This window comes from Stenotrophomonas sp. FW305-C-20-S1, assembly GCF_058783335.1.
The window spans coordinates 1-23,211 of sequence record NZ_JBYTEK010000052.1; the positions used below are offsets into that span (position 1 = coordinate 1).

20 protein-coding genes are annotated in these 23,211 nt (G+C 66.8%); 17 read left to right on the forward strand and 3 right to left on the reverse strand.

The features are described from left to right. Positions 1 to 233: 233 nt before the first annotated feature. The gene (locus tag AC3WTC_RS19025) at positions 234 to 1,172 is read right to left on the reverse strand and encodes a carbohydrate kinase family protein (RefSeq protein ID WP_059065157.1); all 939 of its coding nucleotides are present in this window, start codon (positions 1,170 to 1,172) and stop codon (positions 234 to 236) included. A 282-nt stretch (positions 1,173 to 1,454) separates the two neighbouring features. Here AC3WTC_RS19025 and AC3WTC_RS19030 point away from each other — a divergent pair, with 282 nt between their 5' ends. The 5 genes from AC3WTC_RS19030 to rodA (AC3WTC_RS19050) all read left to right on the forward strand — a co-directional run bounded on the left by AC3WTC_RS19030 (position 1,455) and on the right by rodA (AC3WTC_RS19050) (position 7,408). Next, on the forward strand, positions 1,455 to 2,501 hold the full coding sequence (locus AC3WTC_RS19030) for a rod shape-determining protein (protein ID WP_025877255.1): 1,047 nt from the start codon (positions 1,455 to 1,457) through the stop codon (positions 2,499 to 2,501). Positions 2,502 to 2,622: 121 nt separating this feature from the next. Beyond that, positions 2,623 to 3,735 carry a rod shape-determining protein MreC gene (mreC, locus tag AC3WTC_RS19035; protein ID WP_140225480.1) on the forward strand — a complete coding sequence of 371 codons (1,113 nt, stop codon included), beginning with the start codon at positions 2,623 to 2,625 and terminating at the stop codon, positions 3,733 to 3,735. Next, positions 3,732 to 4,217 carry a rod shape-determining protein MreD gene (gene mreD, locus AC3WTC_RS19040; RefSeq protein WP_025877251.1) on the forward strand — a complete coding sequence of 162 codons (486 nt, stop codon included), beginning with the start codon at positions 3,732 to 3,734 and terminating at the stop codon, positions 4,215 to 4,217. Before mreC ends, mreD begins: the two co-directional genes overlap by 4 nt. A 3-nt stretch (positions 4,218 to 4,220) precedes the next feature. Then, positions 4,221 to 6,299 carry a penicillin-binding protein 2 gene (gene mrdA / locus AC3WTC_RS19045; protein ID WP_025877249.1) on the forward strand — a complete coding sequence of 693 codons (2,079 nt, stop codon included), beginning with the start codon at positions 4,221 to 4,223 and terminating at the stop codon, positions 6,297 to 6,299. Further along, complete coding sequence (gene rodA, locus AC3WTC_RS19050) at positions 6,296 to 7,408, forward strand: rod shape-determining protein RodA (RefSeq protein WP_025877247.1); 1,113 nt, start codon at positions 6,296 to 6,298, stop codon at positions 7,406 to 7,408. Before mrdA ends, rodA (AC3WTC_RS19050) begins: the two co-directional genes overlap by 4 nt. Positions 7,409 to 7,718: 310 nt before the next feature. On the opposite strand, the gene AC3WTC_RS19055 is transcribed toward rodA (AC3WTC_RS19050), so the two are convergent. Next, the gene (locus tag AC3WTC_RS19055) at positions 7,719 to 8,135 is read right to left on the reverse strand and encodes a hypothetical protein (RefSeq protein WP_492712292.1); all 417 of its coding nucleotides are present in this window, start codon (positions 8,133 to 8,135) and stop codon (positions 7,719 to 7,721) included. 423 nt (positions 8,136 to 8,558) lie between these two features. On the opposite strand from AC3WTC_RS19055, the gene rodA (AC3WTC_RS19060) reads away from it, so the two are divergent. The 5 genes from rodA (AC3WTC_RS19060) to AC3WTC_RS19080 all read left to right on the forward strand — a co-directional run bounded on the left by rodA (AC3WTC_RS19060) (position 8,559) and on the right by AC3WTC_RS19080 (position 13,985). Further along, positions 8,559 to 9,635 (forward strand): rod shape-determining protein RodA, encoded by a 1,077-nt coding sequence (gene rodA, locus AC3WTC_RS19060; RefSeq protein WP_301865574.1) that lies wholly within the window; start codon positions 8,559 to 8,561, stop codon positions 9,633 to 9,635. 191 nt (positions 9,636 to 9,826) lie between these two features. Further along, positions 9,827 to 10,012 (forward strand): hypothetical protein, encoded by a 186-nt coding sequence (locus AC3WTC_RS19065; protein WP_134833093.1) that lies wholly within the window; start codon positions 9,827 to 9,829, stop codon positions 10,010 to 10,012. 272 nt (positions 10,013 to 10,284) lie between these two features. Beyond that, positions 10,285 to 11,430, forward strand: a complete 1,146-nt coding sequence (mltB, locus tag AC3WTC_RS19070; RefSeq protein WP_492712294.1) for a lytic murein transglycosylase B — start codon at positions 10,285 to 10,287, stop codon at positions 11,428 to 11,430. Further along, positions 11,427 to 12,665, forward strand: a complete 1,239-nt coding sequence (locus AC3WTC_RS19075) for a septal ring lytic transglycosylase RlpA family protein (RefSeq protein WP_088100957.1) — start codon at positions 11,427 to 11,429, stop codon at positions 12,663 to 12,665. The genes mltB and AC3WTC_RS19075 overlap by 4 nt, the downstream gene beginning before the upstream one ends. 102 nt (positions 12,666 to 12,767) lie before the next feature. Further along, entirely contained in the window at positions 12,768 to 13,985 is a 1,218-nt protein-coding gene (locus AC3WTC_RS19080; RefSeq protein WP_032975369.1) for a D-alanyl-D-alanine carboxypeptidase family protein, read from the forward strand. Positions 13,986 to 14,155: 170 nt separating this feature from the next. On the opposite strand, the gene AC3WTC_RS19085 is transcribed toward AC3WTC_RS19080, so the two are convergent. Continuing rightward, on the reverse strand, positions 14,156 to 15,214 hold the full coding sequence (locus AC3WTC_RS19085; protein WP_492712295.1) for a lipid A deacylase LpxR family protein: 1,059 nt from the start codon (positions 15,212 to 15,214) through the stop codon (positions 14,156 to 14,158). A 295-nt stretch (positions 15,215 to 15,509) separates the two neighbouring features. Between AC3WTC_RS19085 and AC3WTC_RS19090 the strand changes: the two genes are divergently transcribed. From AC3WTC_RS19090 to gnd, 7 genes are all read left to right on the forward strand, one after another. Beyond that, entirely contained in the window at positions 15,510 to 15,788 is a 279-nt protein-coding gene (locus AC3WTC_RS19090) for a YbeD family protein (RefSeq protein ID WP_032975372.1), read from the forward strand. A gap of 56 nt (positions 15,789 to 15,844) precedes the next feature. Further along, positions 15,845 to 16,489: a lipoyl(octanoyl) transferase LipB gene (gene lipB, locus AC3WTC_RS19095; RefSeq protein WP_244439085.1), complete on the forward strand. Its 645-nt coding sequence runs from the start codon at positions 15,845 to 15,847 to the stop codon at positions 16,487 to 16,489. A 17-nt stretch (positions 16,490 to 16,506) separates the two neighbouring features. Next, positions 16,507 to 17,517 carry a lipoyl synthase gene (gene lipA / locus AC3WTC_RS19100; protein ID WP_059065144.1) on the forward strand — a complete coding sequence of 337 codons (1,011 nt, stop codon included), beginning with the start codon at positions 16,507 to 16,509 and terminating at the stop codon, positions 17,515 to 17,517. 318 nt (positions 17,518 to 17,835) lie between these two features. Then, positions 17,836 to 20,013: a carboxy terminal-processing peptidase gene (locus AC3WTC_RS19105; protein WP_025878702.1), complete on the forward strand. Its 2,178-nt coding sequence runs from the start codon at positions 17,836 to 17,838 to the stop codon at positions 20,011 to 20,013. A 174-nt stretch (positions 20,014 to 20,187) separates the two neighbouring features. Continuing rightward, positions 20,188 to 20,805, forward strand: coding sequence for a DUF2242 domain-containing protein (locus tag AC3WTC_RS19110; protein WP_033832021.1), 618 nt, complete (start codon positions 20,188 to 20,190; stop codon positions 20,803 to 20,805). 17 nt (positions 20,806 to 20,822) lie between these two features. Further along, the gene (locus AC3WTC_RS19115; RefSeq protein ID WP_492712296.1) at positions 20,823 to 22,061 is read left to right on the forward strand and encodes a hypothetical protein; all 1,239 of its coding nucleotides are present in this window, start codon (positions 20,823 to 20,825) and stop codon (positions 22,059 to 22,061) included. Between the two features lie 10 nt (positions 22,062 to 22,071). Then, positions 22,072 to 22,977 carry a phosphogluconate dehydrogenase (NAD(+)-dependent, decarboxylating) gene (gnd, locus tag AC3WTC_RS19120; RefSeq protein WP_025878699.1) on the forward strand — a complete coding sequence of 302 codons (906 nt, stop codon included), beginning with the start codon at positions 22,072 to 22,074 and terminating at the stop codon, positions 22,975 to 22,977. Positions 22,978 to 23,211 lie beyond the last annotated feature (234 nt).

Below are 23,211 nucleotides of genomic sequence, written 5' to 3' on the forward strand. Positions count from 1 at the left end.
TGCGAATAGAGAGGTGCCGGCCGCTGGCCGGCAGTAAGGCAGGCCCTGAGCTGGAGGTAGCGCCGGGCCATGCCCGGCGAGCGCGCAGCGCGGGCTGCGTCTGGAATCGAAGGTGTCTGATCGGAAAGCCGCCGGGCGTGGCCCGGCGCTACCAGAGCGGTGCCGGCCGCTGGCCGGCAGGTCGACCAAGCATTCCTCCCTGGCGCGTCGGGTGGAATGCGCGGGCAGTTCGTTTACGCGTTCAACGCGTAACCGAACTGCTGCTTGAACTGCTCGTTGAACTCATCGAAGGTGAAACGCTGGTTCTGGGTGCCCGGGTGCTCGACCTTCAGCGCGCCCATCAGGTTGCCCATGCGGCCGATGGTCAGCCAGTCGAAGCCCTTCTGGATGCCGTAGATCAGGCCGGCGCGGAACGCGTCGCCACAGCCGGTCGGATCGACCACGCGGCGCTCGTGCGCCGGCGGGATGTCGTAGCTCTTTTCCGGGGTGTGGATCACTGCGCCCTTCGGGCCGCGGGTGGTGATGTAGGCCTTGACCCGGCTGACGATCTCTTTTTCGTTCCAGCCGGTGCGTTCCTGCAGCAGGTTCGACTCATAGTCGTTGACCACCACGTAATCGGCCTGCTCGATGAACTCGCGCAGTTCCGGGCCGTTGAACAGCGGCATCGCCTGGCCCGGGTCGAAGATGAACGGCACGCCGTCTTCGTGGAATTCCAGCGCGTTCTGGATCATGCCTTCGCGGCCGTCCGGGCCGACCAGGCCCAGGCTGACGCCCGGCACGTCGCGCACGTGGTTTTCGTAGGAACGCATCATCGCGCCTGGGTGGAAGGCGGTGATCTGGTTGTTGTCGTGGTCGGTGGTGATGAACGCCTGCGGGGTGAACAGCTCATCGATCACGCGCACGCGGGTGAGGTCGATGCCCAGGGCATCGAAGTGCTCGCGGTACGGGCCGAAGTCCGAACCCACCGTGCCCATCGGGATCGGATCGCCACCGAGCAGGTGCAGGTTGTAGGCGATGTTGCCGGCGCAGCCGCCGAACTCGCGGCGCATGCGCGGCACCAGGAAGGACACGTTCAGGATGTGCACCTTGTCCGGCAGGATGTGATTCTTGAACTGGTCCGGGAACACCATGATGGTGTCGAAGGCAAGAGAACCACAGATCAGAGCGGACATCGATGTAAGCCTATGCGGTGAATTTTGGGGTGGGCCTGCCCACTTCGGCAGGCAAGCAAACGGCGCCCTTGGGCGCCCGACGGCGCAAAGGTTACCCGCTGGTGCCGCTCAGGGCCAGAACCGGGTGATGCCCGATCAGGCCGAAAGCCTGTGAAGGCGCGGGTTCAGCTAGTTTTCTCCTTGCTCGGCGGCAGGCAGGTTGCTAGGCTTGTCGACCTCGATTTCTGCCCATTTTTTCGCCATCCCGCGTTGGGCGCGACACCCCTCAGGATCAACTCCCAGATGTTCAAGAAACTGCGCGGCATGTTCTCCAATGACCTGTCCATCGACCTGGGCACGGCCAACACCCTCATCTATGTGCGTGGGCAGGGAATCGTGCTGAACGAGCCGTCCGTGGTCGCTGTGCGCCAGGATCGCGCCATTGGTGGTACCCGGTCGGTGGCAGCCGTTGGCGCCGAGGCCAAGCAGATGCTTGGCCGTACCCCGGGCCACATCACCACCATCCGCCCGATGAAGGACGGTGTCATCGCCGACTTCACCTACACCGAGGCGATGCTCAAGCACTTCATCAAGAAGGTGCACAAGTCGCGCTTCCTGCGCCCGAGCCCGCGCGTGCTGGTCTGCGTGCCGGCCGGCTCGACCCAGGTCGAGCGCCGCGCCATCAAGGAATCGGCCGAGGAGGCCGGTGCCCGTGACGTGTTCCTGATCGAAGAACCGATGGCGGCCGCGATCGGTGCCGGCATGCCGGTCACCGAGGCCCGTGGCTCGATGGTCATCGATATCGGCGGCGGCACCACTGAAGTGGCGGTGATCTCGCTCAACGGCATCGTCTATTCCGCCTCGGTGCGTATCGGCGGCGACCGCTTCGACGAATCGATCACCAACTATGTGCGCCGCAACCACGGCATGCTGATCGGTGAAGCCACCGCCGAGCGCATCAAGGTCGAACTGGGCTGTGCCTACCCGCAGGCGGAAGCGATCGAGATGGAAATCTCCGGCCGCAACCTCGCCGAGGGCGTGCCGAAGATGATCAAGATCAGCTCCAACGAAGTGCTTGAAGCGCTGCACGAGCCGCTGTCTGGCATTGTCAGCGCGGTCAAGCTGGCACTGGAACAGACCCCGCCGGAACTGTGCGCCGACGTCGCCGAGCGCGGCATCGTGCTGACCGGTGGTGGCGCCCTGCTGCGCGACATGGACCGCCTGATTTCCGAGGAAACCGGTCTGCACGTGCAGGTGGCTGATGACCCGCTGACCTGCGTGGCCCGCGGTGGCGGTCGTGCGCTGGAACTGGTCGACATGCACGGCAACGAGTTCTTTGCGCCGGAATAAGCCGTCCCGGCTGCCTGCGCCCGCAGCGCCCCTCCGGGGTGCGGCCCGCCACATCGGCGGGTCGGCACCGGCGGGGCGCCCGCGTGTTTCCCTTCCGCCTTCTGCCAGTTGAATCGCTGCCGTGCCGCCCTACGCCGGACCTCCCGTCGCTTCCCGATCCGGTGATGCCGCCAGCCCGCTGCGGCTGCTGGCCTATCTCGCACTGGCAATCACCTTGATCGTCCTCGACGACCAGGCTGGCTGGCTGGCGCGTCTGCGCGAGCAGGCCAACAGCCTGGTGCAGCCGGTGTGGGCCCTGGCCGGCCTGCCCGGCAAGCTCGGCGGCCAGGTGCGCGACACCGCCGCCAGCCACGGCCAGCTGGTGACCGAGAACCGCGAGCTGCGCAACCAGCTGCTGCTGGCCAACGCCCGCCTGACCCGCCTGCAGACCGCCGCACTGGACAACGCGCAGCTGCGCGAACTGCTGAACGTGGCCGAGCGCAGTGGCCTGGACGTGCAGCTGGCGCCGATCCTGGACATCGACCTGGACCCGGTCAAACAGCGCCTGGTGCTGGACGCCGGCAGCCGCGAAGGCGTGCACGTCGGCCAGGCGGTGATCGATTCCGGCGGCCTGATGGGCCAGGTGATCAGCGTGACCGCGGGCAGCTCTACCGTGCTGTTGCTGACCGACCCCGACCACGCGGTGCCGGTGACCGTGGCCCGCAATGGCGTGCGCCTGATTGTCTACGGCCGCGGCGACAAGCTGGAACTGCGCGACATCCCGCTCAGCGCCGGCGTGGAAGTGGGCGATGAGATCGTCACGTCCGGTCTCGGTGGCCGCTTCCCTGCCGGATTCCCGGTCGGCACCATCACCGGGCTGCGCCCGGACGATACCCATGCCTTCCTGGTGGGCGAACTGAAACCGGCCGCGCAGCTTGATCGCGGCCGCGACGTGCTGCTGCTGCGCCCCGGCGCTGCGATCCGCATTCCGCCGAACCTGCGCCTGCAGATGGAACAGGCCGCTCCCGGTGGCCCGGCCGATGCCACAGCGCTGCCGACCGGCCCCGCGCCTGCAGCAACGCAGGCTACCCCGGTAGTGCCGGCCGCTGGCCGGCAGCCGTCCTCGTCTGCGACGAGCCCGTCGGGCCTCGCGCCTTCGACGACGCAGCCCTCCCCGGTAGTGCCGGCCGCTGGCCGGCAACCGCAGCAAACGCAACCGCAGCCCACCCAACCGCAGCCGGAGGCGCAGCGATGAGCCGCCTTCGCGACAACCGCTGGGTGCTGCCGGCCAGCCTGGTGGTGGCCCTGCTGCTGGGCCTGCTGCCGTTGCCCGCGCTGCTGCAGCCGCTGCGTCCATATTGGCTCGCACTGGTGCTTGCCTACTGGGTCATCGAAGCGCCCGAGCGCGTCGGCCTCGGCATCGCCTTCGCCAGCGGCGTCGTCGCCGACCTGCTGTATGGCGGGGTGCTGGGCGAGCAGGCGCTGCGCTTGGTGATGCTGGCCTTCATCCTGCAGCGCTTCCGCGCGCGCATCCGCTTCTTCCCGATGTCGCAGCAGATGCTGGCCATCGGCGGCCTGCTGTTCAACGATCGCATCGTCAGCGCGCTGGTCCATATCCTGGTGGGCGAGCCGACCCTGCCGTGGTCGTACTGGTGGGCACCGTTGCTGGGCATGGGCCTGTGGCCGCTGGTGTTCGTACTGCTGGACGCGGTGCGCTTCGGCAAGCGCGGGCGCTGAGCCATGCTGCCGCGCCGCCAGGTCAAGAATCCGCACGCCGAAGCCGAACAGTTCCGGCGCCGTGCGGCGTTGGGCTTCTTCGGCGTACTGGTCTGCCTGCTGGGCCTGGGCGGCTGGTACTTCAAGCTGCAGGTGCTGGACCACGACATCTACGCCACCCGATCCGAAGCCAACCGCATCAAGCCGCGGCCGGTGGTGCCCGGGCGCGGCATGATCTATGACCGCAATGGTCGGTTGCTGGCCGAGAACGTGCCGGCATTCCGCCTGGATGTGACCCCGGACAAGGTCAAGGACATGGACGCCACCCTGGAAGGGCTGGCGAAGATCATCCAGATCAGTCCGGAAGAGCTGGAAGCGTTCAACAAGTCGCGCAAGGCGCGCCGCAAGTTCCTGCCGGTCACGCTGAAGCTGCGCATGAGCGATGAGGAAATGGCGCGCTTCGCGGTGGACCGCTGGCGCTTTCCCGGCGTCGAGCTGGAACCGTACCTGACCCGTCGCTATCCCTATGGCGACCTGTTCGCGCACATCATCGGCTACGTTGGCCGGGTCGACGACAAGGATCTGGAGATCCTCGGCGAGGGCAATGCCGCATTGACCCACATCGGCAAGTCCGGCCTGGAGCGCTATTACGAGCAGGAACTGCGCGGCAAGGTCGGCTACGAGCAGGTCGAGACCAACGTGCAGGGCCGCGCGATCCGCACCATCGGCCGTGTCGCTGCGCAATCCGGCGCCGATCTGCGGCTGTCGATCGACGCCGACCTGCAGCGGGCGATGGTGGCTGCCTTCGGTGATCAGGAAGGCTCGGCCGTGGCGATGGACCCGCGTACCGGTGAAGTGCTGGCGATGGTCAGCCTGCCGTCCTACGACCCGAACCTGTTCGTCAACGGCATCTCGCATGCCGATTTCAAGGCGTTGAACGACAACCCGTCGCGCCCGCAGTTCAATCGCCTGGTACTCGGCGGCGTTGCCCCCGGTTCGACCCTGAAGCCGCTGATCGGCCTGGCCGGCCTCGATTCGGGCGTTCGCCGTCCGGAGGACAAGGTGCTGTCGACCGGCATGTTCTACCTGCCGGGCACCTCGCGTGGCTGGGGTGATTCGCATCGTGGTGGTCACGGCTGGACCGATCTGCGCAAATCCATCGCGCAGTCGGTCAATACGTACTACTACCGGCTGGCATTGGACCTGGGCATCGAGCGGTTCGACCATTACATGGAGTACTACGGCTTCGGCCAGCCGACCGGCATCGATCTGACCGGCGAGATCTCCGGCATCCTGCCGTCGCCGGCCTACAAGCGGAAGAGCCGCAAGGAAGCCTGGTATCCCGGCGACACGGTGAACATCAGCATCGGCCAGGGCGACTGGAAGGTCACCCCGCTGCAGCTGGCCCGTGGTGTCAGCGGCCTGGCCAATGGCCAGCTGCGCACGCCGCATCTGGTGATGCAGCAGCGTGCTGGTTTCGACAGCGACTGGGTGGCGGCGGAGCCCGGCCCGAGCAAGCCGGTCAGCCCCAACCCGAACAATCTTCAGGCCGTGCGCGAGGGCATGATGGCCACCATGCTTCCCGGCGGCAGCGCCGCACGCATGGCGGCCGGCGCGCCGTACACGATGGCGGGCAAGACAGGCACGGCACAGGTCGTCAGCCGCAAGGGCACGGCCGCGGTCAATCCCAGAAGCCTGCCGATGCACCTGCGCCACCGTGCGCTGTTCGTCGGCTTCGCGCCGGCCGAGCAGCCGGTGATCGCGCTGGCCATCGCCGTGGAAGGCGGCGGTTACGGCGGCGCGGCGGCCGCACCGATCGCGCGCAAGATCTTCGATGCCTGGCTGCTGGGCAAGATGCCTGAAGGCATGCAGCCGCTGGACAGCGAACGCGGCACCACCGCCATCGGCATCACCGCCTTCGACAATGAGGACGTGAACGCGCGCCCGGCCGGCGACGCCGCCGCCGCCGAGCTGGGCGAGCACCCGGTGCTGATCGGCATGCCCGCACCGCCACCGGCACCGGCACCGGTTCCGGGTTCGCCATCTGCTGCGGCGGTGCCCGTCGGTCCTCGCCCGACCGTCGCGGCGGAGGCCAGCCGATGAGCGCCTTCCTGCGCTGGGCCGGGGAAATGCTGCAGCGGTTCTTCAGCAGCCTCGACTGGCTGCTGTGCCTGGCCCTGGGCGCGCTGATGGTGATCGGCCTGGCGACGTTGAAGAGTGCTGGCGGCGATGGCCTGGTGATGGCGCAGGGCGTGCGTTTTGCCGTGGGTCTGGCGGCGATGTGGGGCATTTCGCGGGCGCCGATCCTGCGCATCCGCTCGGCCACGCCACTGATCTACGCCATCTCGATGATCCCGTTGCTGGCGGTGTTCGCGCTGGGAACGGGGAAATACGGCCGGCAGTGGCTGGACCTCAAGTTCTTCTACCTGCAGCCGGCCGAACTGCTCAAGGTCAGCCTGCCGATGATGGTGGCCTGGTACCTGCACAAGATGCCGCTGCCGCCGCGCTTCAACACGGTGCTGGTGGCGATGGTGATCATCGGTGTGCCGACCGGGCTGGTGATGCTGCAGCCCGACTTCGGCACCGGCGTGCTGATCGCCGCCAGTGGTGTGTTCGTGCTGCTGCTGGCGGGCCTGCCGTGGTGGTGGGTGGGGCTGGGCGTGGGCGGTGTGGCAGCGGTGGCGCCGGTCGCCTGGTTCTGGTTGCTGCGGCCGTACCAGAAGGACCGCATCATGATGTTCCTCGACCCGGAAATGGATGCGCTGGGCGCGGGCTGGAACATCATCCAGTCGAAGATCGCCATTGGTTCCGGCGGTTTCGACGGCAAGGGCTGGGGCGAAGGCTCGCAGTCGCACCTGAATTTCATTCCCGAGCAGACCACCGACTTCGCGTTCTCAGTGCTGAGCGAGGAGTTCGGCTGGATCGGCGTGGCGCTGGTGCTGACGCTGTACCTGGTGGTGATCGGGCGCTGCCTGTGGATCGCCAGCCAGTCGCGCGATTCGTACTCGCGCCTGCTGGCCGGTGCCACGGGTCTGGCGTTCTTCGTCTATGTACTGGTGAACGGCGGGATGATTTCCGGCCTGCTGCCGGTGGTAGGTGTGCCGATGCCGTTGATCAGTTACGGCGGTACGTCGGCGGTGTCGCTGCTGGCGGGGTTCGGGTTGGTGATGGCGGTGCGTCGTCACAATCCGGTGCATGGCGGTTACGGGTAGTTTCCAGCCATCGGCGCAGCCCTTCGTGGGTGGTTGCTGAAAGCAACAGCCGTGGTTGGCCGGGCGGGGTGGATTCGCGGGGGACGCCGTGAACCATCCCTGGGGGCTTGGCCGCGGCATCCATGCCGCGGACACCCCCGCCAACCCACCCCGCCCGGCCTCTGACAGTTTCCTGCGGTGGCCACCCACGCAAAGAGAAATAAAGCAGAGCAGAAGCGGGTCGTTTCGCTCTTTGTAGTGCCGAGCCATGCTCGGCTCAGGGCCGGCATGCGCTGTACGAGAGGCAGGCGAGGGCACAGCGACGTGCGCATTACGCGGCCTGCAACTGCACATCCACGTATTCCGACAGGCCTCGGCAGGCCAGCAGCAGGCCTTCGCGGGCGTCGTCGGGCAGATGCTGCGTGTCGTCCCCGTCTCCGTCCACGCGCACGCGTTCGCTGGCGTGCAGCAGTTCCAGCAGGAAGGTCAGCCCGGCATTGGCGCGGTCGATGCGCGCCATCGCCATGCACTGCGCCTGCGTTCGCCCTTTGCTCGGCCACGGCTGGCCATCTGCCGCTTCCACCTGGCGGATGCGCTGCAGGCAGTCCAGCAGGGTAGGGCCGCCCGGCGCGTTGGCGGCCTGCGTTGCAGTGAGCGTGGTTTCCAGCGCGCGGGCGATGTCATGCGGCAGTTGGTGAGCAGCCTCGCCCAGCGTGGCGAACAGGTACGGGTAGGTGGAAGCGGACATGGCGGGGTCCTCGTGCGGTCGGCAAGGGCCACCCCGCGTGGAGGCGAGGGTGGCAGGCGATGCGTGGCTCCAATACCGGTGATAGACGCTGGAACGCCGGCGGGCACGAGGCCCTCCACGCACCGCCCGCCAAAGACGCACGGACGGATTGCCAGCCGACGCCGCTCAACAAGGAAAAAGCGACGCCGGCTGGCAAGCGTAAACAACGCATCTATCAAACGGGATTGGAGTCCCGTGCCACCCGTTGTCGGTGGCCGCACATGATGTGCACGGGGCCCTTGCGGCTCCAATCAGAATTGTTTGAAACCCGGAAAATCCGGGCGCCCAAGGCAGTTGTCGCCGAAGGAGTCGATAGCGTCAAACAGCGCTGACAGCTTCGCGAAAGCGCCGGTTGCTACCGTGCCGCGGGTGAAATGGAAACGAATGCTTGGTGGCTGCCGTGAGGCGCTGCGCACGATCGATCTGCCGTTGCTGATCGCGTTGTTGGTCCTGATGGGCGCAGGCCTGGCGGTGCTGCACAGCGTGAACGGGCCGGTGCACGGGCAGGCGATGCGCTTTGCCGGTGGCCTGGCCGCGATGTGGCTGCTGTCGCGGGTTTCGCTGCTGCGCCTGCGCGCGTGGACGCCGGCGATCTATGCACTGTCGATGCTGCCGCTGATGGCGGTGTACGTGATCGGCACCGGCAAATACGGGCAGCGCTGGCTCAACCTCGGCGTGTTCTACCTGCAGCCTTCGGAACTGCTCAAGCTCAGCCTGCCGTTGATGATGGCCTGGTATCTGCACCGCCAGCCGCTGCCGCCATCGCCGCGCACGGTGCTGACGGCCGCAGTACTGATCGGGGTGCCAGCGCTGCTGATCCTGATGCAGCCCAATCTCGGCACTGCCACCCTGGTCACCGCCAGCGGCGTGTTCGCCCTGCTGCTGGCGGGCCTGCAGTGGCGCTGGGTGGCGGCCGGACTGGGCGCGGTGTCGGTGGCTGCGCCGTTGGCCTGGTTCGGGCTGCTGCGGCAATACCAGAAGAATCGCGTGCTGACCTTCCTGGATCCGGCTGCCGATCCGTTGGGCACCGGCTGGAACATCCTGCAGTCGCGCATCGCCATCGGCTCGGGTGGCATGCAGGGGCGCGGCTGGGGCCACGGCACACAGGCCACGCTGGATTTCCTGCCCGAGTACACCACCGATTTCGCGTTCTCGGTGCTTGCCGAGGAATTCGGCTGGATTGGCGTGGTGGTGGTGTTCGCGCTGTATCTGTTCGTGGTCGGGCGTTGCCTGTCGATCGCGGTGCAGGCACGCGACACGCACGCGCGGTTGTTGGCTGGGAGCCTCGGCCTGGCGTTCTTCGTGTACGTGCTGGTCAACGGCGGGATGATTTCCGGATTGCTGCCGGTGGTGGGCATTCCGATGCCGTTGATCAGTTATGGCGGCACCTCGGCGGTGTCGTTGCTGGCGGGGATCGGGCTGGTGATGGCGGTGCGGGGGCATCGGCCGGTGCACGCGTAGGTTTCCAGCCAACGGCGCAGCCCCTCGTGGGTGGGGGCGGGCGGGTCGTGGAAAGCTGGATTGCTGAGGGCTGGCCGGGCGGGTGGATAGTCCCCCGCGAACCCCACCCGCCCGGCCAACCACGGCTGTTGCTTTCAGCGCTCACCCACGAGGGGCTTCGCCGTTGGCCGACCTTCGCCGCCGATGCGCGCATGAATCTGCGCAAGCGCATTTCTGTAATCGTTCCCACAACGCCGCACAGCAGCATCGCCGCTGACGAAGTTCCATTAAAAGTGGGCGCCAATTCACATTTTGACGCCGCGTTGATCCTGATCAATGGACTTGTCGCAATCGGCCTGCACAATGGCGGCCCGTTCGGCATGGCGCGCCGTCTTTGATGCAGCGCGAGGGGCGTCGGATGGGAAAGCAGTACTGATCCAACGGGTACAGGGAGCGCGGAGCACTGCCACTGGGGAGCGGCAGCCGCGCAGGTACCGACCGGGTCCGGCGGCCGGTTGCGTCTGCGGGGATGGGGACGCAACCGGCAACCTCTGCCTGAATGGGGTAGGTCAATCACAACGTCTTCACATTTCGTGCTGAACGCGTGCAAATCGTTGTGATTCATGGTGTTAGGGGTTTTAATTCATCCATGACCTGCTAACCTGCGGTGATGATTCGACGTTCTCTGGCCTGCATGCTCACCCTCGGCCTGGTCGCCTGCGCGACCCAGCCGACGTCCCCACCGACTTCGCCACAGGCCAGCAGTACGCCGCGCCACCCGGCGGCCAAGCCCCACGGCCCGGCCGAGGCCGCGCCGGAAGCGACCGCGGCCACGGCAGCACCGGTCGATCTCACCCCGGTGCCGTTCGAAACCGCGCGCGCCAGATTCATTGCCGACACCGCCAAGCGCTACGGCCTCAAGCCCGACGAGATCCGCAACGTGCTCGACCAGGCGCAGGTGCGCCAGCCGATCATTGCTGCCATGTCGCGGCCGGCCGAACGGGTCAAGCCGTGGAACGAATACCGGCCGATGTTCATCAGCAAGGCACGCATCGATGGCGGCAAGGCGTTTCTTGCCCAGCATCGCGCCGAACTGGACCGTGTGCAGCAGCGCACCGGCGTACCGGCGGAAGTGATCGTGGCGATCATCGGCGTGGAAACCAGCTACGGCAAGAATGCCGGCAGCCATCGCGTGCTGGATGCGCTGTACACCCTGGCCTTCTATTACCCGCGCAGTGGCGACCCGGCCAAGCTGGAGCGCGAAGTGCGCCGCGAGCTGTTCTTCCGCGATGAACTGGCCAAGCTGTTCGAGCTGGGCCGCGAGGAAAAGCTGGACATCACCACGCTCAAGGGCAGCTATGCCGGTGCGATGGGCATGGGCCAGTTCATGCCCTCCAGCTACCTGGATTACGCCGTGGACGGCAACCGCGATGGTCGCCGTGACCTGTTCACCAGCTACGACGACGTGTTCTCGTCCATCGCCAACTACTTCGTGAAGAAGGGTGGCTGGGTGCGCGGCGGCCAGGTCGCCGTGCCGGCCACGCTCGCCGCCGGCCGCGAGGAGTTCAACCCGACCGAGTGGATGCCCACCTGGTCGCTGGCCGACCTGGCCCAGCGCGGCTACCAGCCCAGCGCGCCGGTGCAGCCGGGTGCCACCGCCACCCCGATCACCCTTGAAGGCAGCACCGGCAAGCAGTACTGGCTGGGCTTCCAGAACTACTACGCAATCACCCGCTACAACCTCTCGAAGATGTACGCGATGGCCGTGTTCCAGTTGTCGCAGGCCATTGCCGGACAGGAGCTGCCCCCGGCATGAACATCAGATGGCTGGTCCCTGGATTGATCGTCCTCGCGCTGGCCGCCTGCAGCAGCGCGCCGAAAAAGCCGGCGACCGCCGGCCACGGTGGCAAGCCGTCCGGCACGGTGGTGCAGGGCAAGGGTGGGCGTCCGGCGCATTGTCCGGAGGGCTCGCCGTACGCGGCGGCCACCGAGGACCTGTCCACCCGTGGCAACTACACCGCCGGTGGCCTGTACAAGCCCGGCGTGAAAGACACCACGCCCAGTTACGTGCCCAACGTGGCCTGTATTCCCGAGCCGGTGGTGACCAATGAGGATCGCTCGGCGATCGGCAACAAGTCGCCCTACGTGGTGCTGGGCAAGCAGTACAAGGTGCTCGACGACACCCGCAACTACGTTGAACGCGGCACCGCTTCGTACTACGGCGCCAAGTTCCATGGCCGCCTGACCTCCAACCGCGAGGTCTACGACATGTACCAGTTCACCGCTGCGCACAAGACCCTGCCGCTGCCCAGCTTCGCCCGCGTGACCAACCTGGACAACGGCGAATCGGTGATCGTGCGCGTCAATGATCGTGGCCCGTTCCACGATGGCCGCGTGGTCGATCTCAGTTACGCCGCCGCTGTGCGCCTGGGCATCACCCAGCGCGGTACCGGCAACGTGGAAGTGCGCGCAGTGCAGCCGGGTGAAACCAACCTGATGGCGCAGAAGCCGTCGCGCCGCGAACGCCGTGCTGCTGAAGCGGCTACCGCTGCCGTTGCCAGCGCACGCCCCGCACCCACCGCACGTGCGGTTGCCGACAGCGACATCGATCGACTGGTCAAGCGCCTGCCGGCCGACGCCGCGCCCGAGCGCGGCCAGCCGGCTACCACCCAGGCCGCTGTCAGCACGATGCCGGAAGTGGCGGTCAGCAGCCTGCCGCCCAGCGCACCCGCGTCGCGTCCGGCAGCGCCGGTCGTGACCACCGCCATGCCGCGCAGCCCGGCCCCGGCCAGCAGCCCCAGCCTGTCGCAGAAGGTGGTGGGCGCGGTGATGCTGCAGGTCGCCAGCTTCTCCAACCGCGACAACGCCAACCGGGCGATGGGCCAGCTCAACGCTGCCGGCATCGTCGGTGCCACCATCAGCGACATCGCTGCGGGCGGCCGTACCCTGTGGCGCCTGCGGGTTCCCGCCAGCGACCATGCCAGCGCGGCGGAACTTGCCGGGCGCATCTCGGGTCTGGGCTTTGGCTCGCCACAGATCGTCAAGGACTGATTCCGCCCGGGCCGGTGCTGCCGGCCCTTGCCACCTCGGCCTTACAATGGCCACCTCGCCCCATCCTTCATTTTCCGGCCGTCCCCTGGAGCCTGCTGTCCCATGAATTTCCGTTCCGCCGCCACTGCCCTGGCCGCCACCCTGGTGGTGGGCCTGGCCTCCGCCCAGACGCCGCTGCCGACCCCGGCCACCCCGGCGCCTGCCGCCGCTGCTGCCCCCGCCACCGTGGCCACGCCGCCGGCGCCTGCACCCAGCGTTTCCAAGGCCTGGGTGCTGATGGACTACGCCACCGGCCAGGTGCTGGCAGGCGAGAACATCAACGAACAGCTGGCCCCGGCCAGCATCACCAAGGTGATGACGTCGTACGTGATCGCCGCCGAGGTCAAGAACGGCAAGGTCCGTCCCGATGACCAGGTGATGATGAGCGAACGCGCTTGGCGCGAAGGTGGTGCCGGCACCGACGGCAGCTACAGCGGCTTCCCGGTCAACCAGACCGCGCGCCTGGAAGACATGGAAAAGGGCATGGCGATCCAGTCCGGCAATGACGCCGCGATCGCCCTGGCCGAGCACGTGGCCGGCAGCGAAGAAGCCTTTGCTTCGCTGATGAACAGCTACGCCGCCAAGATCGGCATGAAGAACTCGCATTTCGTGAACGCCCACGGCTTGACCGCCCCGGGCCATCACAGCAGCGCCTACGACCTGGCCCTGCTGGGCCGCGCGATGGTGCGCGACTACCCGGAAACCTACGCGTACAACAAGATCAAGGAATTCCAGGTCGGCACCATCAAGCAGCCCAACCGCAACCTGCTGTTGTGGCGCGATGGCAGCGTGGACGGCATCAAGACCGGCCACACCTCCGAGGCCGGCTACTGCCTGATGAGCTCGGCCCAGCGCGGTGACCAGCGCCTGGTCGCGGTGGTGTTGGGTGGCGCGTCGGAAAAGCAGCGCGCCGATGACAGCCTGGCCCTGTTGAACTGGGGCTTCCGCTTCTTCGAGACCCACCGCCTGTACGAGCCGGGCAAGGCCGTGGCCGAGCACAAGGTATGGAAGGGCACCACCGACAAGGTGCAGCTGGGCGTGGCGCAGCCGATGCTGGTCAGCGTGCCGCGCGGTCGTTACAACGACCTGAAGCCGAGCATCGACGTGCCCAAGACCCTGGAAGCGCCGTTCACCGCTGGCCAGCAGATCGGCACCGTCAAGGTCACCCTGGATGGCAAGCTGGTGGCCGAAGCGCCGCTGGTGGCTGTGGCCGCCGTCGAGCAGGCCGGCTTCTTCAAGCGCCTGTGGGACAGCTTCTGGATGTGGTGGGAATCGGAATGATCCGCAGCCTGCTGCGGTGAATGAAAAAGGCCGGCGAATGCCGGCCTTTTTCGTGGGACGCAGCCCCGGATTACAGCGAGCGATTCAATCCGGTGTGCCGACCAACGGTCGGCACCTACTACCGATGATCGGGTAGCGCCGGGCCATGCCCGGTGGACGCAGCCCCTCGCTTACAGCGAGCGGCTGATGGTGAAGCTGCCGAACACCGGGGCTTCGCGCTGGCCATTGAACTCGCGGGTGCTGTGGTAGCGGGCTACCGCGAATTTCCAGCGGCCGCGCATCACTGCCACGCCGTAACCGCCGTAGGCGACCACGTGGCGCTTGTCCACGCTGTGGCTGTTGCGGAACGTGTTGCCGTCCAGGGTGATATCGCGGATCACCCACGCCGCATCGGTGGTGGCGAACATGTGCCACGACCAGCCACTGGGCTTGCCACCCCGGGTCGGCGCGGTGTTCTCGCCGGCCGGGCGCAGCGGGGTGCTGCCGAAATCGTCGGGCAGCTTCCAGCCGAAACGCACTTCGCCGCCGACGTTGGCCTTGGTTTCCAGGTTGCCGATCGAGCCGCCGTAATGGCTGATCGCATCCCAGCCCCAGCCGTCGGCATTGATGCTGGCATCGCTCGGCCAGCGGCGCATGCGCTCGTGGGTCAGCATGAACACCGGTTCGTTGTGCAGCTGGTTGTCCCAGCCCTGGAATTTCTCATCACCCAGCACGTCGTGCACCGCGTTCTGCACCTGCCGGCCCTGCGCCCACGGGCCCACCACGCCCAGGGTCAGCTGGGTGGTCTGCAGGTGGTCGCCGCTGCGTGCGTTGTAGCCGAAGCTGGCCACCAGTACGCCCGCATACGGGCGGTCGTCTTCGATCAGGTCCTTCCGGGTGAAATCGGTGGGGGTGAAGATGCCCTGGGCCAGGCTGAAGATCATGTTCTGCTGTTCGAACCTGCCCGGGTGCAGTGCCTCCAGGTGGCTGTTCACCCAGCGCGCCAGGCGCGGCAGGCACGGGTCGTCGGTGTAATCGACCAGGTTGGGCGAGACCAGGGTCAGCTGGGCGCCGTTGGTATAGCCCTGATCCTGGTGGCGGCCGCCGAACAGGTCGTTGTCGACGCGGAAATTGACCTGCGGCGGATGCTCGCGCATCGCGTCCGGGCCGCATTGCTCGGCTGCGTAGGCGGAAAGGGGAAGGGCGGTGGCCAGCAGGCCGGACAATCCAAAGGATGCGAGGTAGCGCATGGATGGGATGATCATCGGGAAGGGGGCTTTTGTCTGTCGTTTTATGCAACGACACGGTACTCCCGGCGCTGTGATGGAACGAGCGCGCTGGGATCACTTGTCTGTTCCGAAAACAACATTGTCTGATCGATACAATCGGTTACCGCAGGTGAAGCCGCAGCGATGGGGCAGGGGCCCTGGGAGGTGGGTCCCAGCCTGAATGGATGTTCAGCTGCAACGCAGCGGCCCGCCCGCAGTGCCGCCGGCTTACATGAATACTCTTGGGTTTGTTGCCCTGCGGCCCGATAATGGGCGCATGGAAATCAAGTCCGACAACCCCGAACACGGCTTCCAGTTCCCCGGTCAGTTCGAGCTCAGCGCGATGGGCCCGGCCAACCGCGGCCTGGAGCATGAACTCCCCCGCCTGCTGCTGGCTGCTGGCGTCGACGTGGTGAACGAGCGCATCAGCTGGAAGCATTCGTCCAACGGCAAGTACGTCTCGGTGCGCCTGGTCTTCCGGGCCGAGAACCGTGAACAGTACGACGTGGCCCACCAGGCCCTGCGCGACCACCCGGAAGTGAAGTGGACGGTGTAGCCGTCAGCTGCGCTGCCGAAGCGGCTGCCCCCGAGGCGCGCCCGCCGCGCCCGGCGGTGGTCCGTGACCTGGGGCGCCAGGCCTACGAGCCGGTCTGGCACGCCATGCAGCGTTTCACCGACCAGCGCGACGATGACACGCTGGACGAGCTGTGGGTGGTCGAGCACGAGCCGGTGTTCACCCTGGGCCAGGCCGGCAAGGTCGAACACGTGCTGGCGCCGGGTGAGATCCCGGTGGTCCACGTCGATCGCGGTGGCCAGGTGACCTACCACGGCCCCGGCCAGATCGTGATCTATCCGCTGCTGCGGCTGCCGCGGCTGGGCATCGGCGTGCGCGACTACGTATGCCGCATCGAGCAGGCCATCATCGACACCCTGGCGGAATGGAACATCGGTGCCGAACGGCTCGATGGCGCCCCGGGCGTCTACGTCGGCGGCGCCAAGATCGCCGCGCTCGGCATCCGCGTGCGGCGCGGCTGCACCTTCCACGGCCTGGCCTTCAACGTGGCCATGGACCTCGACCCTTTCCACCGCATCAACCCCTGTGGTTACGAGGGGTTGCAGGTGACCACGGTGCTAGACTTGGGCGGTCCGTCCGGGATGGACGCCGTCAAGCCGGTGCTGCTGGACCACCTGGCCCGCCAGTTCGGCCTGCTGCTGCAGCCCGTGCCTGAACTGCCTGATCTCTCTGCGGCCGCCTGACCGCCCCCGGAAACGCCATGACTGAAACCACTGCCCGCACCATTCCCCTGCAGATCGTGCAGGCCGAGCTTCCGTCCACCGCGCCGTTGCAGGCCGGGGTCAAGCAGATGGGTGGGGACAAGATCAACCGTTCGCCGGTGCAGTTCGCCGACGTGCCGGTGCTGCGCAAGCCCTCCTGGATCCGCGTGCGCATTCCTTCGGGCAATGCCGTGCAGAACCTGAAAGCCAAGCTGCGCGAGAACCGCCTGGTGACCGTGTGCGAGGAAGCCAGCTGCCCGAACATCCACGAATGCTTCGGCCACGGCACCGCCACTTTCATGATCCTGGGCGAGGTCTGCACCCGCCGCTGCTCGTTCTGCGACGTGGCACACGGCCGGCCGAAGCCGCCCGATGCCAACGAGCCGGCCAGCCTGGGCCAGACCGTGGCCGACATGGGCCTGAAGTACGTGGTGGTGACCAGCGTCGACCGCGATGACCTGCGCGACGGCGGTGCCCAGCACTTCGTCGACTGCATCACCGCCATCCGCGAGAAGTCGCCGGGCACCCGCATCGAAGTGCTGACCCCGGATTTCCGCGGCAAGGGCCGCATGGAGCGCGCGCTGGAGATCCTCGCGCAGAACCCGCCGGACGTGTTCAACCACAACATCGAAACCGTGCCGGACCTGTACCGCAACGTGCGCCCGGGTGCCGATTACCAGTGGTCGTTGAACCTGCTGAAGAACTTCAAGGCGCAGCACCCTGACGTACCGACCAAGTCGGGCATCATGCTGGGCCTGGGCGAAGACTTCGAACAGATCAAGGCCACCATGCGCGACCTGCGTGCGCACAATGTGGACATGATCACCATCGGCCAGTACCTGCAGCCGACCGCGCACCACCACCCGGTGCTGAAGTACTGGACCCCGGACGACTACAAGGCGCTGGAAGTCTACGGTTACGAGCTGGGCTTCAGCCACGTGGCCTCCGGCCCGATGGTGCGCTCGTCCTACCACGCCGACGTACAGGCCAAGGGCGCCGGCGTCCAGTAAGCGGTTGCGCTATGCGCGCTACCGCTTCCCACGGTGTGCTGCGCACACCGTGGGCCCCGGCTTACCACCACCCACACCCCCGCCGCTTCGCGGCCGCCCCCTGACTCAGGGGGCTTGCAACCCGACGGCCTCCGTAACCTGATAGACGTCACCGCAAGGTGGGCCGCTCTTCAGCCATTCACAATTTGCTACACCGGCCCCGCTAGGCTGGTTTTCCACTGGAAGTGGACGGGTGACAAACCCGGCAACTTTCGGCACTGTCGTGGTGTCTGAACACCCTGCAGTCTCCCCCTTGGCAAGGCGCCTTCGAGCACGTCAATGAAATTCAAAGCCCCCGCATTCCTGATGGCCCTGGCGCTGGTCGCGCCGTTGGCGCTGGCGGCCAAGGCCGACTCGCCGGCGTTGCCGGCGGCGGCTACCGCCGATCAGGTGACCACCTCCAAGCTGGTATACGGCCTGTTGTCCGACAGCCGCTACGCCTATCGCCCGCGTGCGCTCGATGAAGCCACCTCCAAGGATGTGTTCAAGCGCTACCTGGAAACGCTGGACGGCGGCAAGCAGTACTTCACCCAGGCCGACATCACCCGCTTCGCACCGTTCCAGGCCGGCATTGCCAATGCCATCCGCGGCGGCGAGCTGGAGCCGGCCTTCCAAGTGTTCGCGGTGTACAAGCAGCGCGTCGGCGAGCGCGTGGCCTATGCGCGCAAGCTGCTGAAGCAGGAACCGGATTTCACCACCGACGAGCGCTTCGAGTACGACCGCAAGGACGTGCCGTGGGCAGCGTCCAACGCCGAGCTCGACGAGCTGTGGCGCAAGTCGGTGAAGAATGACTGGCTGCGCCTGAAGCTGGCCGGCAAGAAGTCCGATGACATCCGCAAGACGCTGGACAAGCGTTACGCCACCCTGGAAAAGTCGGTCAACGAGCTGAAGGGCGAAGACACCTTCCAGTTCTTCATGAACGCCTACACCAGCGCGGTTGATCCGCACACCGATTACTTCACCCCGCGCACCGCCGAGAACTTCAATCAGGCGATGTCGCTGTCGCTGGAAGGCATCGGCGCGCAGCTGCAGCGCCAGGACGACGTGGTGGTGATCCGCGAGATCATCGCCGGTGGTCCGGCGGCTGTGGACGGCACGCTGAAGCCGGGTGACCGCATCGTCGGCGTCGGCCAGGGCAAGTCCGGGCTGGTGGAAGATGTGATCGGCTGGCGCATCGATGATGTCGTTGCCAAGATCCGTGGCGCCAAGGACACCCAGGTGAAGCTGGAGTTCATTCCGGCCGAAGCGGGCGTCGACGGCAAGCACCACACCCTGGTGCTGACCCGGCAGAAGGTGCGCCTGGCCGAACAGGCCGCCAAGGGCGAGACCATGACCATTCCGGCCGTCAATGGCGAGCCGGCACGCAAGGTCGGCGTGATCAAGCTGCCGACCTTCTACCAGGACTTCGAAGGCCGTCGTCGCAACGCCACCGATTACGCGTCGGCCACCCGCGACGTGGCCAAGCTGCTGGCCGGTTTCAAGACCGACAAGCTGGACGGCGTGGTGCTGGACCTGCGCAACAACGGTGGCGGTTCGCTGGATGAAGCCATCGAGCTGACCGGTCTGTTCATCGAGCAGGGTCCGGTGGTGCAGGTGCGCGAATCCGGTGGCCGTGTCACCGTCAACAGCGACCGCAATCAGGGCGTGGCATGGGACGGTCCGCTGGCCGTGCTGATCAACCGTGGTTCGGCCTCGGCGTCGGAAATCTTTGCTGGTGCCATCCAGGACTACGGCCGCGGCCTGGTCATCGGTGAAACCAGCTTCGGCAAGGGCACGGTGCAGAACATCGTCGACCTGGACCGTTGGCCGAGCGGCGAAGCCCAGCGCTTTGGCCAGGTGAAGCTGACCATCGCCCAGTTCTTCCGCATCAGCGGCAGCAGCACCCAGCACAAGGGTGTGGTGCCGGATCTGGCGTTCCCGGCCAGCGTCGATGCCACCGAGTTCGGCGAGAGCACCTACGACAATGCCCTGCCGTGGACCCGTATCGCCGCGGTGCCGCACACCCAGTACGGCAACTTCGCGCCGCTGCTGCCGAAGCTGGAAACGCGTCACGACGCGCGCATCGCCACCGACAAGGAATTCCAGTGGTGGAACGAGGACGTGGAGCAGTTCCGTACTGAAGCGGCGAAGAAGTACGTCTCGCTGAATGAAGCGACCCGACGTGCCGAGCGCGAGCGCCAGGACACCCAGCGCAAGCAGCGCCAGATCGTGCGCAAGGAACTGGGCCTGGCCCTGGACCCGCTGGCCGATGACAGCAGCGATGACGGCCTGACCGGCAACGAGCGCGACATCGTCAAGGATGCCGCCCGCGAGAAGGCCGCCGAGAAGCGTCCGGATCCGTTGCTGCGTGAATCGGCCTCGATCCTGGCCGACGCGGTGAACCTGCTGGAGGCCGACCGTCCGCTGTCGGCGCAGGTCCTGCCGCAGTCCACCGCCGCAGGCCGCTGGGCCGACTGATTGACTGAAAAAGGGGACGGAGGGATCAAGTCGTTAGTGGCACAAACGACTTGATCCCTCCGTCCCCTTTTTGCATGAACCGGGTACAACGGTGGCGGACGGGATCAGTGTTTTCGACCCGGCGCACACGGGCAGGGGGCTACCCTCGGGGATACCGTCTTCGCAGGAGTACCCATGCGGGCCTCCCTTCTTTCTGCTTCCCTGCTGGCTGCCACCAGTGCCTTGGCATTGACCGCCTGTGGCGGTCGTGCCGCCGACAGCAGCCTGTTGCGGGAGTCCTTCGACTCCGGCGACACCTTCTCGCGCACCGTCGATGGACGTCCGGCCGAAGCCTGCGAAGCAGCACGGCGCACGCTGCTGAGCCAGGGCTATGCCATCGCACGCTCGGACGATGCGCAGGTGGAAGGCAACAAGAACTTCCAGCCGCGCGAGGACGACCATGAACAGCTGGTGCTGCGTATCTCGTGCGCGCCGCGTGGCAGCCAGGCGTTGGTGTTCGTCAGCGCCGTGCAGGACCGCTATGCACTGAAGAAGAGCCCGACCTCGGCCAGTGTGGGCGTGGGCGCGCTGGGCTCGGTGTCGCTGCCGTTCGGCAGCAATGACGACTCACTGGTGAAAGTGGCCAGCAGCACGATCACCGATGCCGAGTTCTATCGGCGCTTCTTCCAGCGCCTGCAGCAGTACCTGCCAGCGGCAGCGAAGCCAGAGCCGCAACCGCAACCGGCCGCGTCGCCGCAGCCTCCTGCCGGGCCTGAGCCCGAACCAGCGCCGGCAGCAACGGACCAGGGCTGAGCGTGCGCGGCAGGGTGATGGCGTGGGCCCTGCTGCTGGGCTGGCCCCTGAGCACGCTGGCCGCTACGGCCGAGTGCAGCCAAGGCCTGCTGCAGCGGCTGGGATGGCGCTTTGAAACCGCAGCGATCACCACGCCACAGGTGCAGGGTGGGCCGGTGTGTACGCGTGCCTCGCTGGCCGAAGCGCAGGCGGCCGGTGATCTACGCGTGCGCTGGCCGGGAACGCTGGCTGAGGCCGACCGGCAGGCCCTGTTGCAGCAGTTGCTGGATGACCCGGCCACGGTCTGTGCCTACGCCTTTGAACTGGGCGCTGCCGTGCAACGCGCTACGCAGGCACTGCAGGACAATGAATCCTTCCGCTTCACCGGTGTGCAGCTGGGCTGGATAGGCTTTGGCGCACGCGGCGCCCCGGCACAGGGATGGCAGCGGGTGCGCAGCTTCGGTCGTGGCTATGTGCCGGCCGCCAGCAACAGCCACGCGCTGGATGCGTTCTATACGGGCCACGTGCGCGCCGAGTGCGGCGTCGGCCGCCAGGTCGCGCAGCTGGCCACGCAGCGCGAGCTGTACGGCGATGCGGCCTTCGATGCGGAATTCGCGCCCGCCGAACTGTCCATCGGCACGTTCCTTGGCCTGCACGACACCGACAGCATCCTGCTGGGCGCGCAGGCCGGCCAGTTCATGGCCGACGGCAAGGCCGTGCGCACGTCGGCGATGGGGCGGCAGGCCTTTGTCGGGCTGCCGGGCTTCATCGAACACGTCTTCGACAAAGGCACCTTGGACGATCTGAGCAACCAGGCGGAGAACTTCGTCGTGGTGGAGGTGGGCGAAGGCGCGGCGCAGGCACTGGCGGAGCACGGTGGCCTGGCCTGGTATGACCAGCGCAACCGTGCCCTGTGGCAGCTGGCGCAGGGCATTCCGCGTGTCGGCCAACGCTATTTCGAGCGGTTGCTGTACGAACGCGATCCAGCGCTGCGTGCGCAGCTGGCCCCGCGCTATCGTGACGTTGTGCAGCAGATGGACCAGTTGCTGGACGATCCGTTCTACCAGCAGTTCGTGATCTACGCGCACCCACGCGGTATACGTCCTGTCGGCTACCACATCATCCGCCTGCTCGACCGGAATCCGCGCACGCCGTTTTCCATCGACCTGGCGTTGCACAATCTGCATACCACGCTCTACCGGCGTTGGCGCGAGGCGCAGTTGCGCCACTGCGCAGCCACCGGCAGGCCAGGCAGCCTGACCCTAGACCCCAACTGAAGGTGAAACAATGGATATTGCAATGATCGGCCTCGGCCGGATGGGCGCCAACATGGCCCAGCGCCTGCACCGCGGTGGCCACCGCGTTGTCGGCTACGACCCGGGCGAGGGCGCCCGCCAGCGCGCCGCCGAGGCCGGCCTGGAGGTGGTCGATTCGCTGGCCGCCGCAGTGGCCGCGCTGCCGGTGCCGCGCGTGGTGTGGCTGATGGTGCCCGCCGGCGAGACCGTGGACCAGACGCTGGGCCAGTTGACCCCGCACCTGGCCGAAGGTGACATCGTCATCGACGGTGGCAACTCCAACTACCAGGACTCGATCCGTCGCGCCAAGGCGCTGGCCGAAGATGACCTGGGCTACGTGGACTGTGGCACCAGCGGCGGCGTGTGGGGCCTGCAGGAAGGCTACAGCCTGATGGTGGGTGGCGATGCAGCGGTGGTCGAACAGATCGCACCGCTGCTGCGCACGCTGGCACCGGCCGAGGACCGCGGCTGGGCGCGCGTCGGCCCTTCCGGCGCAGGCCACTTCACCAAGATGGTCCACAACGGCATCGAGTACGGAATGATGCAGGCCTACGCCGAAGGCTTCGCGTTGATGGAGCGCAAGCAGGAGATGGAACTGGACCTGGCCCAGGTGGCCGAGGTCTGGCGCCACGGCAGCGTGGTGCGTTCGTGGCTGCTGGACCTCAGCACCGAAGCGCTCAAGCGCAATCCCTCGCTGGATGGCATCGCACCGTATGTGGAAGATTCCGGTGAAGGCCGCTGGACCGTCGCCGAAGCGATCGCGCTGGACGTACCGGCCCCGGTGATCACCCTGTCGCTGCTCGAACGCCTGCGTTCGCGCGAATCCAATTCGTTCACCGACCGCCTGCTGTCAGCGATGCGCAACGAATTCGGCGGCCACGCCATCAAGAAGTCGTAAGTACCGGTTTTATGTAGATCCACGCATGGCGTGGATCTACTGTGTCGACCAAGGTCGACCCCCACCAAGAGCAGGCCATGCCGTGTCGACCAAGGTCGACACCCACCAAGAGCAGCGGACAACTGTCGAAGGCGGGGTGGGTCCGGTTGCGGGGGTGTCCGCGGCATGGATGCCGCGGCCAAGCCCCCAGGGATGGGTTTACGGCGTCCCCCGCAACCGGACCCACCCCGCCAT